10 protein-coding genes are annotated in these 15,185 nt (G+C 71.3%); 3 read left to right on the forward strand and 7 right to left on the reverse strand.

Features of this window, described 5'->3' with window-relative positions:
- Positions 1-78: 78 nt before the first annotated feature.
- The 3 genes from C6N40_RS08750 (at position 79) to C6N40_RS08760 (ending at position 6,806) form a co-directional block, all read left to right on the forward strand.
- Complete coding sequence (locus tag C6N40_RS08750; protein ID WP_106990643.1) at positions 79-4,986, forward strand: NAD-glutamate dehydrogenase; 4,908 nt, start codon at positions 79-81, stop codon at positions 4,984-4,986.
- Positions 4,987-5,067: 81 nt separating this feature from the next.
- Entirely contained in the window at positions 5,068-5,838 is a 771-nt protein-coding gene (locus C6N40_RS08755; protein ID WP_106990728.1) for an NAD kinase, read from the forward strand.
- Between the two features lie 56 nt (positions 5,839-5,894).
- Positions 5,895-6,806 (forward strand): 5'-nucleotidase, encoded by a 912-nt coding sequence (locus C6N40_RS08760; protein ID WP_106990729.1) that lies wholly within the window; start codon positions 5,895-5,897, stop codon positions 6,804-6,806.
- 1 nt (position 6,807) lies between these two features.
- On the opposite strand, the gene C6N40_RS08765 is transcribed toward C6N40_RS08760, so the two are convergent.
- The 7 genes from C6N40_RS08765 to kynU all read right to left on the reverse strand — a co-directional run bounded on the left by C6N40_RS08765 (position 6,808) and on the right by kynU (position 15,182).
- The gene (locus tag C6N40_RS08765; RefSeq protein WP_106990644.1) at positions 6,808-7,956 is read right to left on the reverse strand and encodes an MFS transporter; all 1,149 of its coding nucleotides are present in this window, start codon (positions 7,954-7,956) and stop codon (positions 6,808-6,810) included.
- Positions 7,957-8,032: 76 nt separating this feature from the next.
- A complete protein-coding gene (locus C6N40_RS08770) occupies positions 8,033-9,265 on the reverse strand; it encodes a DUF4785 domain-containing protein (protein ID WP_106990645.1) in 1,233 nt (410 codons plus the stop codon).
- 3 nt (positions 9,266-9,268) lie between these two features.
- Positions 9,269-10,123 carry a hypothetical protein gene (locus C6N40_RS08775; RefSeq protein WP_240183487.1) on the reverse strand — a complete coding sequence of 285 codons (855 nt, stop codon included), beginning with the start codon at positions 10,121-10,123 and terminating at the stop codon, positions 9,269-9,271.
- A 325-nt stretch (positions 10,124-10,448) separates the two neighbouring features.
- A complete protein-coding gene (locus C6N40_RS08780) occupies positions 10,449-11,132 on the reverse strand; it encodes a DUF2461 domain-containing protein (RefSeq protein ID WP_106990646.1) in 684 nt (227 codons plus the stop codon).
- A complete protein-coding gene (sbcB, locus tag C6N40_RS08785; RefSeq protein WP_106990647.1) occupies positions 11,129-12,562 on the reverse strand; it encodes an exodeoxyribonuclease I in 1,434 nt (477 codons plus the stop codon). Before sbcB ends, C6N40_RS08780 begins: the two co-directional genes overlap by 4 nt.
- Complete coding sequence (locus C6N40_RS08790) at positions 12,559-13,911, reverse strand: FAD-dependent oxidoreductase (protein ID WP_106990648.1); 1,353 nt, start codon at positions 13,909-13,911, stop codon at positions 12,559-12,561. Before C6N40_RS08790 ends, sbcB begins: the two co-directional genes overlap by 4 nt.
- A complete protein-coding gene (gene kynU / locus C6N40_RS08795; RefSeq protein ID WP_240183488.1) occupies positions 13,908-15,182 on the reverse strand; it encodes a kynureninase in 1,275 nt (424 codons plus the stop codon). Before kynU ends, C6N40_RS08790 begins: the two co-directional genes overlap by 4 nt.
- Positions 15,183-15,185 lie beyond the last annotated feature (3 nt).

Below are 15,185 nucleotides of genomic sequence, written 5' to 3' on the forward strand. Positions count from 1 at the left end.
ACCTGCTTTTCGCTGGCCGGGGCTTCACGCGGGGACTACAATCCACGGCTTTATCCACTGCCTGCGAGAGAGCAGACCATGAACGCCCACGCCCTGGCTTCCGCCGAGTCCCTTGACGCCATTGCCGCCGCCATCGCGGCCACCGCGTCCGCGCCCGCGAAGGCGCTGGAGGAGACCTTCGCCCGAAGCTTCTTCGCGCGGGTCCCGGAGGACGAGCTCACCAGCCGTTCCGCCGCGGAGTGGGCCGCCGTGGCGCGTTCTTTCCTGGCTTTCGCCGGCCGGCGCGAAGCGGGCAAGGTCAGCATCTCGCTGTCCAACCCGAGCGTCGCCGCCGACGGCTACGACAGCACCCACACCGTGGTGCGCCTGGCCAACGACGACATGCCGTTCCTGGTCGACTCGGTGCGCATGGCGCTGTCGCAGTTCAACATCAGCCTGCACCAGCTGGCGCACCCGGTGATGGCGGTGCGCCGCGACGAGTCCGGCAAGCTGGTTTCGATCGGCGAAGGCCATGCCGAGTCCTTCATCTACCTCGAGATAGACCGCCTCGCCGACGCCGGGTCCATGGCGCAGGTCGAGCAGACGATCCTGGCGGCGCTGGCTGACGTGCGCGCGGCCGTGGCCGACTGGCTGCCGATGCGCGAGCGCATGCTGTCGATCGCCGGCGACCTCGAGTCGAGCCCGATGCCGGTCGACGCCGCCGACCGGGCCGAGGCGCAGTCCTTCCTGCGCTGGGCCGCCGACAACCACTTCACCTTCCTGGGCTACCGCGAGTACGAGGTGGTCGGCCGCGAACTGCACCCGGTGCAGGGCAGTGGCCTGGGCCTGCTGCGCGGCAAGGACCAGCAGGCGCGCCCGCGCCCGGTGGCCGGCCTGGCCGCCGCCGACCTGGCGCCGAACGCGCGCCGCGACGTGCTGGTGCTCACCAAGACCAACGCCCGCGCCACCGTGCACCGCCCGGGCTACATGGACTATATTGGCGTGCTTGAATTCGACGCCGAGGGCCGCGCGGTGCGCGAGCGCCGCTTCCTCGGCCTCTACACCTCCAGCGCCTACAACCGCCGCCCGTGGGAGATCCCGCTGGTGCGCCAGCGCCACGAGTTCGTGATGGCCGCGTCCGGCCTGGCGCCCACCAGCCACAGCGGCAAGGCCCTGCGCCACATCCTCGAGACCCTGCCGCGCGAGGAGCTGTTCCAGTCCAGCGCCGAGGAGTTGCAGCGCACCGCGATGGGCATCCTGAGCCTGCAGGAGCGCGCCCGCACCCGCCTGTTCCTGCGCCGCGACCGCTACGGCCGCTTCTTCTCGGCCCTGGTCTACATCCCGCGCGACCGCTTCAACACCGGCATCCGCCTGCGCATCGAAGCGGCGCTGATGCAGGCGCTCGGCGGCGAGCGGCTCGACCACAGCGTGCAGATCGGCGAGTCGCCGCTGGCCCAGCTGCACCTGGTCATCCGCCCGAAGGCCGGCGCCACGCTTGAGTTCGACCAGGCCACGCTCGAGTCCGAGCTGGTGCGCATCGTGCGCGACTGGCACGACGAGCTGCGCGAGATCCTGGTGCGCGAGGCCGGCGAGGAACAGGGCCTGAAGCTGGCCCAGACCTACGGCCGCGCGCTTCCGGCCGGTTACATCGAGTCGGTGTCGCCGGAAATGGCGGCCGCCGACGTGCTGCAGGCCGCGCGCCTGTCCGGCCCGGGCGACCAGCGCATCTCCTTCTACCGCCACGGCGAGGAGCTGCGCCTGAAGCTGGTCCGCCGCAGCGGCGACATCGCCCTGTCGGACGTGCTGCCGGTGATGGAGAACCTGGGCCTGCGCGTGCTCACCGAGCACCCCTATGAGCTCGAGGTCGAGGGCGAGCGCATTTCCATCCAGGACTTCGAGGTGCAGGCCCGCACCGGCGCCATCGACGTCGACGCGGCCCGGCTGCCGTTCGAGGAAGCCTTCAACGCGGTCTGGAGCGGGGAGGCCGAGAACGACGGCCTCAACCAGCTGCTCACCAGCGCGCGCCTGGAGTGGCGCGACATCGCCATGCTGCGCGGCTACACCAAGTACGCCCTGCAGACCGGCGTGCCGTTCTCGCAGACCTACATGGAAGAGACGCTGCAGCGTTATCCGGTGATCGCCCGCCTGCTCTACGAGCTGTTCGCGGCGCGCTTCGAGCCGGGCCGCGAGCAGCCGCTCGACGCCGCCGGCCAGCAGGCCCTGCACGACCAGATCGCCTGGCTGCTGCCGGCCGACAGCCGCAAGTCGCTCGACACGATCCCGCAGGAGATCGCCGGGGCGCGTGCGCTCGACCGCGCGGCCCAGATCGACGCGGTGACCGATGCGCTCGAGATCCTGCTCGACACCGTCGTGCAGAGCATCGACGACGACCGCATCCTGCGTGGCTACCAGACCCTGATCAAGGCCACGCTGCGCACGAATTTCTACCAGCGCAAGGCGGGCCGCTTCGCCGACTACATCGCCTTCAAGTTCGACCCGGCGCTGATTCCGGACCTGCCCAAGCCGCGTCCCTACCGCGAGATCTTCGTGTACTCGCCGTACGTCGAGGGCGTGCACCTGCGCTTCGGCCCGGTGGCGCGCGGCGGCCTGCGCTGGTCCGACCGCCGCGAGGACTTCCGCACCGAGGTGCTGGGCCTGGTGAAGGCGCAGATGGTGAAGAACACCGTGATCGTGCCGGTCGGCTCGAAGGGCGGCTTCGTGGTCAAGCGCCCGCCGGTGGGCGGCGACCGCGACGCCCAGCTGGCCGAGGGCATCGCCTGCTACAAGCGCTTCATCAACGGCCTGCTCGACATCACCGACAACCTGGTCGATGGCGCCGTGGTGCCGCCGGTGGACGTGGTGCGCCATGACGGCGACGACCCGTACCTGGTGGTCGCGGCCGACAAGGGCACGGCCTCGTTCTCCGACATCGCCAACGGCATCTCGGCCGAGCACGGCTACTGGCTGGGCGACGCCTTCGCCTCGGGCGGCTCGGTGGGCTACGACCACAAGGGCATGGGCATCACCGCCCGCGGCGCCTGGGAGTCGGTCAAGCGCCACTTCCGTGCCCTGGGCATCGACAGCCAGTCGCAGGACTTCACCTGCGTGGGCGTGGGCGACATGTCCGGCGACGTGTTCGGCAACGGCATGCTGCTCTCCAGGCACATCCGCCTGGTGGCGGCGTTCGACCACCGCCACATCTTCCTCGACCCGAACCCGGACTCGGCGCGCAGCTACGTCGAGCGCGAGCGCCTGTTCCGCCTGCCGCGCTCGAGCTGGGAGGACTACGACAAGTCGCTGATCTCCGAGGGCGGCGGCGTGCATCCGCGCTCGGCCAAGTCGATCGCCATCACGCCGCAGGTGCGCGCGGTGCTGGGCCTGGCCGACGACGTCGAGCAGCTCAGCCCGATGGCGCTGATGAACGCCATCCTCAAGGCGCCGGTCGACCTGCTGTGGAACGGCGGCATCGGCACCTACGTCAAGGGCAGCAGCGAGTCGCACGCCGACGTCGGCGACCGTGCCAACAACGGCCTGCGCGTCAACGGCGGCGAACTGCGCTGCCGTGCGGTGGGCGAGGGCGGCAACCTGGGCTTCACCCAGCGCGGCCGCATCGAGGCCGCCCAGGCCGGCGTGCTGCTGAACACCGACTTCATCGACAACTCGGCCGGCGTGGACACCTCCGACCACGAGGTGAACATCAAGATCCTGCTCTCGGCCCCGGTGCAGCGCGGTGAACTCAAGCTCGAGGAGCGCAACGCGCTGCTGGCCAGCATGACCGACGAGGTCGCCGGCCTGGTGCTCAACGACAACTACCGCCAGAACCAGGCCATCAGCCTGATGGAGCGCATGAGCGAGGCCCGCCTGGGCTCGTTCGGCCACTTCATCCAGGTGCTCGAGGGCCAGGGCCTGCTCGACCGCGCCATCGAGTACCTGCCCACCGACGCCGAGCTGGCCGAGCGCAAGGCGCGCGGCCAGGGCCTGACCCGGCCCGAGCTGAGCGTGCTGCTGAGCTACGACAAGATCGTGGTCTTCAACCAGATGCTCGATTCGGACGTGCCCGAGGACCCGTACCTGGGCAAGGAGCTGGTGCGCTACTTCCCCGAGGCGCTGCAGGAGCGTTTCGCCGCCGACATGGAGAACCACCGCCTGCGTCGCGAGATCATCGCCACGGCGGTCACCAACTCGACGGTCAACCGCATGGGCGCCACCTTCCTGCTGCGCATGCAGGAAGACACCGGCCAGGGCCCGGCGCAGATCGCCAAGGCCTTCACCATCAGCCGCGAGGTGCTCGACGCGCGTGCGCTGTGGGCCGCGATCGACGGCCTGGACCTGAAGGTCAGCGAGGAAGCCCAGCTCGAAGCCCTGGCCAGCATCTGGCACCTGCTGCGCAACCTCACCCGCTGGCTGCTCAACCGTCCGGGCGAGACCCTCAACATCGCCGAGAAGGTCGAGCGCTACGCCGGTGGCGTGGCCGGGCTGCGCGCCGCGCTGTCCTCGGTGCTGCCGGAGGAAGCCCGCGCCCAGCTGGACGCCGACGAGGCGCGCTGGCTGGCCCACGGCTACCCGGCCGACCTGGCCCGGGCCTTCGCCAGCCTGCCGTTCATGGCCTATGCGCTGGACATCGTCGAGGTGTCGATCGAGCAGAAGCTGCCGGTGGTCGATGTCGCCACCGCCTACTTCAGCCTTTCGGACGCGATGCACACCAAGTGGCTGATGGACGCGGTCGAGGCGCTGCCGGTGGCGGGTCGCTGGCATGCTCAGGCCCGCGGCGTGCTGCGCGACGAACTGCAGGCCCAGCAGCGGGCGCTGGTGGGGCAGGTGCTGGCCGGCGGTGCCGGGCTGGCGCCCGAGGCGCAGGTGGCGCGCTGGCTCGAGCGCGACGATCCGTCGCTGCGCCTGACCCAGACGATGTTCGCCGACCTGCGCAACCTGCGCGAGCTCGACTACCCGACGCTGTCGGTGGCCGTGCGCCGGCTGGCCCAGGTGGTCGCCGCCGGCGCCGCCTGATCCCGCGCGTTCCCGGTAGGAGCGCCCGAAGGCGCTCCTACACGGGAGCTGGGCTGGGTTATCCTCGGCGTCATGCCGAGCCTGCCTGCCCACCCGCGCATCGCCTTCCTCGCCAGCTCCGTGCCCGAGGCCCGGTCGGCCCGTGACCGGCTCGAGGCCCGCTTTGGCCAGTTTTCGCCCGAGGACGCCGACGTGCTGTGCGTGCTCGGCGGCGACGGCTTCATGCTGCACACGCTGCACCGGCATGGCGCCCTGGGCAAACCCGTGTTCGGCATGAAGCTGGGCACGGTGGGTTTCCTGATGAACCAGCACCGCCCGGACGACCTGGTCGAGCGCCTGCACGCGTCCGAGGCGGCGGTGCTGCGGCCGCTGGAAATGACGGCCACGTCGGAATCCGGCGCCACCGTCACGCTGCTGGCCTACAACGAGGTCTCGATGCTGCGGCAGACGCGGCAGACGGCGCACCTGCGGATTTCGCTGAACGGGCAGGTCCGCCTGGACGAGTTGGTCTGCGACGGCGTGCTGGTGGCCACGCCGGCCGGCAGCACCGCCTACAACTTCTCGGCGCACGGGCCGATCCTGCCGCTGGGCTCGCAGGTGGTGGCGTTGACGCCGATCGCGGCCTTCCGTCCGCGCCGTTGGCGCGGCGCGCTGCTGCGCTCGGACACCGTGGTGCGCATCGAGGTGCTCGACGGCCACAAACGCCCGGTCAGCGCCACCGCCGATTCGCACGAGGTGCGCGACGTGGCCGAGATCACGGTGCGCGAGTCGGGCGAACGCACCGTCACGCTGCTGTTCGACCCCGAGCACAACCTCGAGGAGCGCATCCTCAACGAGCAGTTCACGACCTGAGCGTCTCGGCCCGTGAGACCGCCACCGGGCATACTCCTGCCATGAGCCCGCAATCGATGCCCGCGCAGTCCCCGTCCGAGCGCCTGGTGGTCGCCATCACGGCGCGGGCGCTGTTCGACCTCGAGCACAGCCACGCGCTGTTCCAGTCGGCCGGCCTCGAGGCCTACGCCGAATACCAGCGCAACCGCGAAACCGAAGTGCTGGCGCCGGGCATCGCCTTCCCGCTGGTGCAGAAGCTGCTGGCCCTGAACGAGGGCGCGCCGGCCGAGGCGCCGCGGGTCGAGGTGGTGCTGCTCTCGCGCAACTCCTCCGACACCGGCCTGCGCATCTTCAATTCGATCCGCCATTACGGGCTGGGCATCGTGCGCGCGGTGTTCACCAGCGGCGGCGAGGTCTGGCCCTACATCCGGCCGTTCGGGGCCCAGCTGTTCCTGTCCGCGAACCCCAGCTCGGTGCGCAGCGCGCTCGAGCATGGCATCGCGGCCGCCACCATCCTGCCGTCCAAGGCGCCGGAACGCAGCCACGACCAGCTCCGCATCGCCTTCGACGGCGACGCCGTCATCTTCGGCGACGAATCCGAGCGCGTGTCCAAGGAATCGGGCCTCGCCGCCTTCCACGACAACGAAACCAGCCGCGCCGGCGAGCCGCTCTCGGGCGGGCCGTTCCGCGGCTTCCTGGCGGCGCTGCACCAGCTCCAGCAGGCCTTCCCGGCCGGCGAGGGCTCGCCCATCCGCACCGCCCTGGTCACCGCGCGCTCGGCGCCGGCGCACGAGCGCGTCATCCTCACCCTGCGCGAGTGGGGCGTGCGCCTGGACGAGGCCATGTTCCTGGGCGGGCGCGACAAGGGGCCGTTCCTGGAAACCTTCGGCGCCGACATCTTCTTCGACGACAGCCAGCACAACGTCGAGAACGCGCGCCGCCACGTGGCCACCGGCCACGTGCCCTTCGGCGTCACCAACGAGGCCTGAGTCAGGCCTGGGCCGGCGCCGGCCTGCGCAGCGCGTACACAAGCCAGGCCAGCGCCGTCACCACGGCGCCGGCGGCGAAGGCGGCCGGGCCACCGCCGGCGCGTTCCCACATCAGCGCCGCCAGGCCGGCGCCGAGTACGCCGCCCACGCCCGAACTGAAGCCATAAAGCAGGCTCTGGCCGGCGGCGGCGCGCCGGCCCGGGAAATAATCGGTGATCAGGCGCATGCAGCAGGCGTGGAAGGTGGCGAAGCTCAGCGCGTGCGTGCACTGGGCCAGCGCCATGATCCACAGCGAATCGGCGAAGGCCGCCACCAGGGCCCAGCGCAGCACCGTCACGCCCAGGCAGGCCGACAGCAGCGGGCCGGCGCCGAGTCGGGCGATCAGGCGCGGGGCCTGCCAGAACATGGCGATCTCGATCAGCACGCCGATCGACCAGAGCGCGCCGATCGCCGCGCCCGAATGCCCGGCCGCCTGCAGGTGCAGGGTGTAGAAGACGTAGAAGGGCCCGAAGCCCAGCTGCATCAGCATCGCCACCATCAGGAAGCGGCGTACGCCCGGGCGCCGGAACAGGTGCCCGGCCTCGCCGACGCCCGGCGCCGGCGGCGGCGGGCGGTCGTGCCGGTGCGGCCAGGCGGCCAGCGCCATGGCGGCGAACAGGGGCAGGGTGAGCCAGGGGAAGGCCAGCGCACCGACCCGGTCCATCAGCGCGCCGAAGCTGCCGGCCACCAGCAGGAATCCCACCGAGCCCCAGACGCGCAGCCGCCCGTACTGCTCTGGCGCGGGGCCGAGCGCGGCCAGGGTCATGGCCTCGAATTGCGGCATCACCGCGTTGTAGAACAGCCCGAACACCGCCATCACGCCCAGCAGCGCCCAGGGCTCGCGGGTGAACAGGAAGCCCGCGAAACACAGCAGTGTGGCCACGCACCCGGCCACGAACCATTCGCCGGGGCGGGCGCTGCGCCCGGTGAGCGCGGCCCAGGCCGGCGGCGCGACGATGCGGGTGCCGTACCAGAGCCCCAGCATGGCGCCGACCACGAAACCGCCGTGGCCCATCGCGTCCACCCAGCGTCCGACGTAGGGCGTGTAGGCGCCCAGGGCGGCGTAGTACCAGAAGTAGAAGACCGCGAAGGGGCGGAGGCTGGCGTGCATGGGCGGACCGGAAAAGAAAAGGCCGGGCCCGAGGGCCCGGCCTGTGCATCATCGCTTTTCCGGCTGCTCCGGTGAACTAGCGCAGGCGGTCGCGGACCGGCAGCGGCCGGCGCGGCTTGCCCTCGCTCAGCGCCCGCTCGCGGGTCTCGAGCGTGCCCATGCGGCTCTGGTCCTTGAGTTCGAGCTGGCGCAGTTCGAACGGCGCACCGTAGCCCATCGGCAGGTTGCCCGGACCGAAGGGCAGCGACAGGCTGCGCCGGCCCGGCTCGAGCCAGTCGGCCGAATGGGCCTGCGCCACCGGCGCCAGCTGGCCATCCGGGCCGGTGGCGTAGAGCACGCCACGCAGTTCGTACCGGCCCGGCGCCGCCACCTGCACCGGCAGGCGGAAGGCCAGCGAGGCCGCGTCGAAGCCGTAGTCGCCGGCCAGGCGCGCCGTGGGTCGGGCCACCTCGATGGCCGTGCGGGCATCGCGCTGCACCGCCCCGTCGGGCGCGGCCGCGCCGGCGAACAGCTGCACTTCCCACAGACCGGGGCCGGTCTGCACGTTCTCCGGCAACCGCGCCAGCGCCTTGCCGTTGCGGAACGCCAGCGGCAGGACCTGGCCTTCGGGCGACACCAGCTGGCCTTCGATGCGGGTCCCGGGCATCGGGCGGTCACCCTTGCCGAGCACGGCGCTGACCTCGAAGGAATCGCCGGCCAGCACGCGCACGCGGTCCGCCTGGGCGGCGAGCACAAGCTCGCTGCGCGGCTCGAACACGTGCACGAGGAACTGGCCCTCGGCCCGGGGCAGCTGCAGCTGGAAGCGGCCCTGGCCCAGCGCCGGCTCGAGCTGCACGATCGCCGTGCCGTCGCTGACCTCCATGCCGGCCTGGCGCAGTTGCGCGGTGGTGGCGCGCTGACTCAGGGCCTGCGGCTGGGCGACCAGGCGGCCGTGGCGCATCACGCGAAGCTGCGAAGGGTCGACCGCGGCGGCCGGGCGGCGGCCCGGGACGGCACCGGCGGGGCTGAGCCGCACCAGGGCGCCGGGGGCGGTGGTGTCGATGGCCAGGCCGGCCTGGAGCTCGGCGCCATCCACGGTGGTCCAGTATTCGCGGCTCTCTGCCCGGTGCGGGGCCGGGGCCGCCAGCTCGGCGCGCGGGTCCATCGGCCAGGCCATGGACACCGGCTGGCGCTCGAAGTCACCAGCGGGCAGCGGCGCGGCCATCAGGCGGACGGGCTGCTGGTCGGCGGCGCCGGCGGGCAGCAGGGAACCGGCCTGGGCGTTGCCCATGGCCAGGGCGAGCACGGAGAACAGAAGGGTCTTTTTCATGGCTCAGGCCCCCATGTCCGCGCGAAGGATGGTGTCGAGGCCGAAGCAGGCGCGCCGGCTCTGGTTGTGCGAGAGCGGCTCGCTGCCGCGCATGCGCGCCTTGTCCTGGAACCAGACGCTGCCCGCGGCCGACTGGCTCGAGCAGTTGAGGAAACCGTCGGAGCAGGAGTTCAGCCACCACTGGGTGGTCTCGAGGCCGACGTTCTCGGCGTAGCCACCGCAGTAGCTGTCCGGGTCCCAGATCGCCGAATCGACGTCGGTGCCGACCACGCTGCGGAAGGGCTTGGGCAGGGCCGGGCGGCCGGCGGTGCCGTAGAGCCAGTTGGCGTTGTAGCTGGCCATCCAGCTGGTCTGCTGCATGCGCACGGCGTCGTTCTGGTAGCCGAGCAGCCAGCCCAGGGCGCCTTCGAACACGTTGCCGCTGATCACCGCGTCGGCCAGCGGCGTGCCGGCGGACGAGGGCGCCAGGGCGTTCACCCGCACGGTCTTGCTGATGATGTTCGGGTAGCGGCTGTCCCAGGTCGGGTTCGACAGGATCCAGCGCATGACGTTGCCGCCGTTGCTGTGGGTGATGACGATCAGGCGGGTGATGCCGCGGTTGTTGATGAAGGTGTTGAGCTGGCCCGCAAGGCAGCCGGCCGCCGCGTTGTCCCACATGTACTTGGTGAAGTCGCAGTTGATGACGACGTAGTTGGCCGAATTCGGCAGGCCGCCGCGCACGTTGTTGACGAAGCTGGACGTCCAGTAGTCGGCGGTGGCGTTGGTCTGCTTGCCGGTACCGTGGACGAAGGCGACGCCGGTGTTGGCGTGGCACACGCTTGAGAAGGCCGCCAGGGCAGCCAGGAGTAAATAGCGCACGATCCCTCCCCAGGAATTCGATGCTTGTACGCGGTGTCCCCGTCCCTGCGTCCCCACGCTTTCTTCGAAAACCGGAGCTCCCCTGCGCCGGCGTATGGAGACCGACCATGCCGACCAAATCCGTGACGGTCAACACATTTCGATGCTGCGCCGCCGCACCAGCCGCCACCCACACCCCCTGTAGGAGCGCCTTCAGGCGCGAAGCTTTTGTGGCTGGCCCTTCCGGCCTGGCAACCACTGGAGTGGCGCGGCCAGGCTACTCGGCCGTAAGGGCCGGCGAGCCAAAAGCTTCGCGCCTGAAGGCGCTCCTACAGGGGTAGGTGCGTCAGAACTCGAGGTCGAGGGAGGCGCAGAGATAGTCCATCAGCGGGGCGAGGCCGGCGAAGCCGGCGACGACGGCCTGGCGCAGGCGCGGGCCGAGCACGATGGCGTCGTCGAGGGCCATGCCGGCGGTGAAGTCCTTGCGCTTGAGGTCGTCGATCAGCGGGTGGTCGGCCGGGTAGCCGCGCGGCGGGCGCACCAGGCTTTCGCCCCAGAATTCGTACTTGCGCTTGAAGCCCGGCGCGCGGGCGAACGTCTCCCAGCCGGCCGGGTTGTCGACGATGAACTCGCGGATGCGCCGCTGCACCTCCGGCTCCGGGTGCCAGATGCCGGCGCCCAGGAAACTGTTGCCCGGCTGCACGTGCAGGTAGAACGAGGGCGCCGGCACCTGCTTGCTGCGGGCGTGGAAGAAGCGCGCGCCGCCCCAGGTCTTGTACGGCGTCTTGTCGTTGGAGAAACGCGTGTCGCGGTGGATGCGGAACAGCGAGCCGCCGTTGCCGCGCGGGTCGGCGCGGTAGTGCGTGCTGATCGCCAGCAGGTCGGGCTGCAGGTCGGTGATCAGGCGCTGGAAGGGCGCCTTGAGGTGCGCCTCGTAGTCGGCGCGGTGGTCCTCGAACCAGGCCTTGGTGTTGTTGCGAGCCAGCGCGCGCAGGAACTTGAAGGTCTTGTCGCTGAAGTAGCTGCTCATGACAGGGATCGCTCGATGTCGCGGCCCCAGCTTTCCAGGGCGTCGAGCCAGGCCTGCTTCGGGCCGGGCCCCTCGGAGGCCCGCAGTGTGGCGATTTCGGCGTAATACGTCGTGAAGTCGTATTCGCTCAGCGTCGTGCCCGACAGCCGCCGGCGGCGGTAGTCGTCCCAGGCGGCGCGTTCGTCGGCCGACAGCGATTCGGGCCAGTTGCGGGCGCGGTAGCGGCGCAGCAGTTCGGCGTAGCGTGGCTCGTCGAAGCGCGGGCCGAAGTCGGCCAGCTTCGCCAGCGGGGCGCTGCGCACCTGCGGGAACAGGCGCTTGTCGGCATCCGAGGGAAATCCGTCGTAGAGCGCGGCGTCGGCGTCGGCCGGCTCGCGCGCGGCCTCGACGGCGAAGGCGCGGCGTACCCGCTCGGCCAGCCCGGGTGCGGCGCGCAGGGTGTCGGCGTGGGCCAGGCAGGCGGCGCGGTCGATGCCCAGCCGAGCGAAGTCTTCGGCGCGCAGGTGTTCCAGCGGCAGCAGCACCGGGCACTTGTTGGCCTGGACTTCCTTGAGCCCGATGCGCTGCTCGCCCTCGGGCAGGTCGGCCTGGCGCACGAATACGCGCTCGGCGATCTCCTCCGGGGCCAGATCGAGCCAGGCCGTCGGGTCGGCGTCGAGGCTGGCCACGATCACCCGCGACTCGATGCGCGGGTGCCGGGCGATGGGCGCCACCAGGGCGGCGCAGTGCCGGCTGGCTGGGTAGCGCGAGGAAATGTGCAGCAGCGGCGTCATGTTCGCCACGTCGAGCAGGGCGGCCACCTTGCGCTTGTCGCGCAGGGCGAAGGCGTAGTCCCAGAGCCGCGGCTGGGCGGCCCTGAATTTCCGGGCCAGGCCGATCAGCGCCCGCACGTCGCTCAGCGCCTCGTGGGCATCGCCCTCGCGCACGCCGTTGGCCTCGGCCAGGTGCTCGAGCTTGAAGCTCGGCGCCCCGTCCTCGCGTTGCGGCCATTCAAGCCCCTCGGGGCGCAGCGCTTCGGCCAGGCGCAGCACGTCGAGCAGGTCCCAGCGCGAATTGCCGTTGCGCCACTCGCGCTCGTAGGGGTCGTAGAAGTTTCGGTACAGGCCGAAACGCACGAATTCGTCATCGAAGCGGATCGAGTTGTAGCCCACCGCGCAGGTGCCGGGCTGGCTGAACTCCTCGTGCAGCCGGGCCATGAACTCCGCCTCGGGCAGGCCTTCGGCCAGGGCGCGCTGCGGCGTGATGCCGGTGATCATCGTGGCGCCTGGCGAGGGCAGCAGGTCCTCGGCCGGCTGGCAGAACAGGCTGATCGGCTCGCCGACCGGGTTGAGCTCGTGGTCGGTGCGGATGGCCGCGAACTGGGCGATGCGGGTGCGCCGCGGGTCGCGGCCGAAGGTCTCGAGGTCGTACCAGAGGAAGTTCGCGCTCATTCCAGCGGTGCCAGCCGCTCGATGATGGCACCGTCCAATGCGTCCCAATCCACCTGCTCGATGCGCTCCAGGCCACGGGTGGCCTCGACCAGCAGCTGCCGCTGCACCTGGCCGCGTTCGAAGGCGGTGGCATAGGGCACGCGCTGGAAGCTGACCATCGAGTAGCGCGGCACGAAGCGGCCCGGATGGCGCTCGGCCAGCTGCACCTCGAGCTGGCGCTGGAGCAGGTAGTCGGCGTCGTCCACCCGGTCGCGCATCTCGATGTAGTTCTCCAGCGCCATGGCCTGGATGGCTTCGGCGTTGGGCCGGCGCTCGGCCTCGAAGGCGGCGAAGGCCGATTCGAAATCCTCGGCGCCTGCCAGGTGCGCGTCGAGCGCCAGGCAGTCCTCGAAGGCGCAGTTCATGCCCTGGCCGTGGAAGGGCACCATGGCGTGGGCGGCGTCGCCCAGCAGCACGGCGCGGCCGTCGAGCCGCCAGTTGCGCAGGCGCAGGGTGCCGAGCACGCCGATCGGGTTGTTGGTCCAGTCGCGGTCGAAGTCCGGCACCAGGGGCAGGGCGTCGCCGAAGTCGCGGGCGAAGAAGGCGCGCGCCTCGGCCAGGCCGGGCAGGCTGGCGAAGCTGGGCTCGCCTTCGCTGGGCAGGAACAGGGTGACGGTGAAGGTGCGCTCGGTATTGGGCAGGGCGATGCACATGTAGCCGCCGCGCGGCCAGATGTGCAGGGCGTTGGCCTCGATGCGGAAGCCGCCACCGTCGGCCGGCGGGATCTCGAGTTCCTTGTAGCCGTGGCCCAGCGGCTCGAAGCGTTCGCCCAGGTCCACGAGCGGCGCCATCGCCGCGCGCAGGCCGGAGCCGGCGCCGTCGCAGCCGAGCAAGGCGGTGAAGGCCTGCTCGCGTCGGGTGCGGTCGTGGTCGTTGATGAAGCGTGCGACGTGGCGGTCGAAGTCGACGCCGTCCAGGCGCTGGTTGAAGTGGATGCGGGCGCCGGCGGCCTCGGCGGCGTCGAGCATGGCGACGTTGAGCCGGCCGCGGTGCACCGACCAGATCACCTCGCTGTCGTCGCGACCGTAGCGCTGGAGCATCGGCTCGCCGCCGAGCGGGTGCACCATGCGGCCGCGCATCATCACCGCCTGGGCCATCACCGCGTCCTGCAGCCCGGCCTGGCGCAGCGCGTGCAGGCCGCGCTCGGCCAGGGCGAGGTTGATCGAGCGTCCGCCCTCGTAACCACGGGTGCGCGGGTCGGGGCGCTTCTCGAACACATCCACCGACCAGCCGCGCCGGGCCAGCAGGGTGGCCAGCAGGGCGCCGGCCAGGCCGGCGCCGACGATCACCAGGCCGCCGGCCGGCTTCATGCCACGCCTCCGACCGGGGCGGCCCAGGCTTCGACGGCGGCGACGAAGCGGCTGATGTCCTCGAAACGGTTGTACAGCGGCACCGGCGAGATGCGGATCACGTCCGGCTCGCGCCAGTCGCCGACGATGCCCTGCGATTCCAGGTATTCGAACAGCGCCCGGCCCTGGTCGCGGCCGCCGCGCACGCGCAGCGACAGCTGGCAGCCCCGGCGTTCCGGCTCGGTGGGCGTGACGATCTCGAGCACGTCAGGGAGGCGCGCCAGCACCTGCGCCTCGAGGTAGGCGGTGAGCTTTTCCGACTTCTCGCGCAGGGCCGGCAGGCCGGCCTGGGCGAACAGCTCCAGAGAAACCCGCAGCGGCGCGAGCGCCAGGATCGGCGGGTTGCTCAGCTGCCAGCCGTCCGCGCCGGGCGTGGGCACGAACTCGGGGCCCATCCGGAAGCGCGTGGCCTGGTCGTGTCCCCACCAGCCGGCGAAGCGCGGGCGGTCGGTGCGGGCGTGGCGTTCGTGCACGAAGGCGCCCGAGACCGCGCCCGGGCCGGCGTTGAGGTACTTGTAGCTGCACCAGGCGGCGAAGTCGGCGCCGCTGTCGTGCAGGGCCAGCGGCAGGTTGCCGGCGGCATGGGCGAGGTCGAAGCCCACCACGCAGCCGCGCGCGTGGGCGAGCCGGGTGATGGCTGCGAGGTCGAAGGCCTGGCCGGTGCGGTACTGCACGCCCGGCCAGAGCACCAGCGCGATGCGATGGCCGTGTTCGCCGAGCACGCGGTCGATGGCGGCCATCGAGAGGGTGCCGTTGGGCTCGTCGGGCTGCACCTCGATCACGTCGCGGGCCGGGTCGAAGCCGTGGAAGCGCACCTGCGAGGCCACGGCGTACTGGTCGGACGGGAAGGCGCCGGCCTCGATCAGGATGGCCGGCCGCTCGGCCGTGGGCCGGTAGAAGCTGGCCATCAGCAGGTGCAGGTTCACCGTCAGCGAATTCATCGCCACCACTTCCGACGGATGCGCGCCGGCGATGTGCGCCAGGCCGTCGCGCAGTTCCGAGTGGTAGGGCATCCACGGGTGGCGGCCGCGGAAATGCGCCTCGACGCCGAGCTCGGCCCAGTCGTCGAGCTCGGCCAGCAGCGCCTCGCGTACGCCGCGCGGCTGCAGGCCGAGCGAGTTGCCACAAAAGTAGGCCTGTTCGCCTTCGCCGTGGCGCGGGATCAGGAACTGGTCGCGGAAGCGGGCCAGCGGATCGGCGGCGTCGAGCGCCTCGGCCGGGATCGTGTGCAAGGG

This window comes from Arenimonas caeni, from assembly GCF_003024235.1.
GTDB lineage: Bacteria > Pseudomonadota > Gammaproteobacteria > Xanthomonadales > Xanthomonadaceae > Arenimonas > Arenimonas caeni.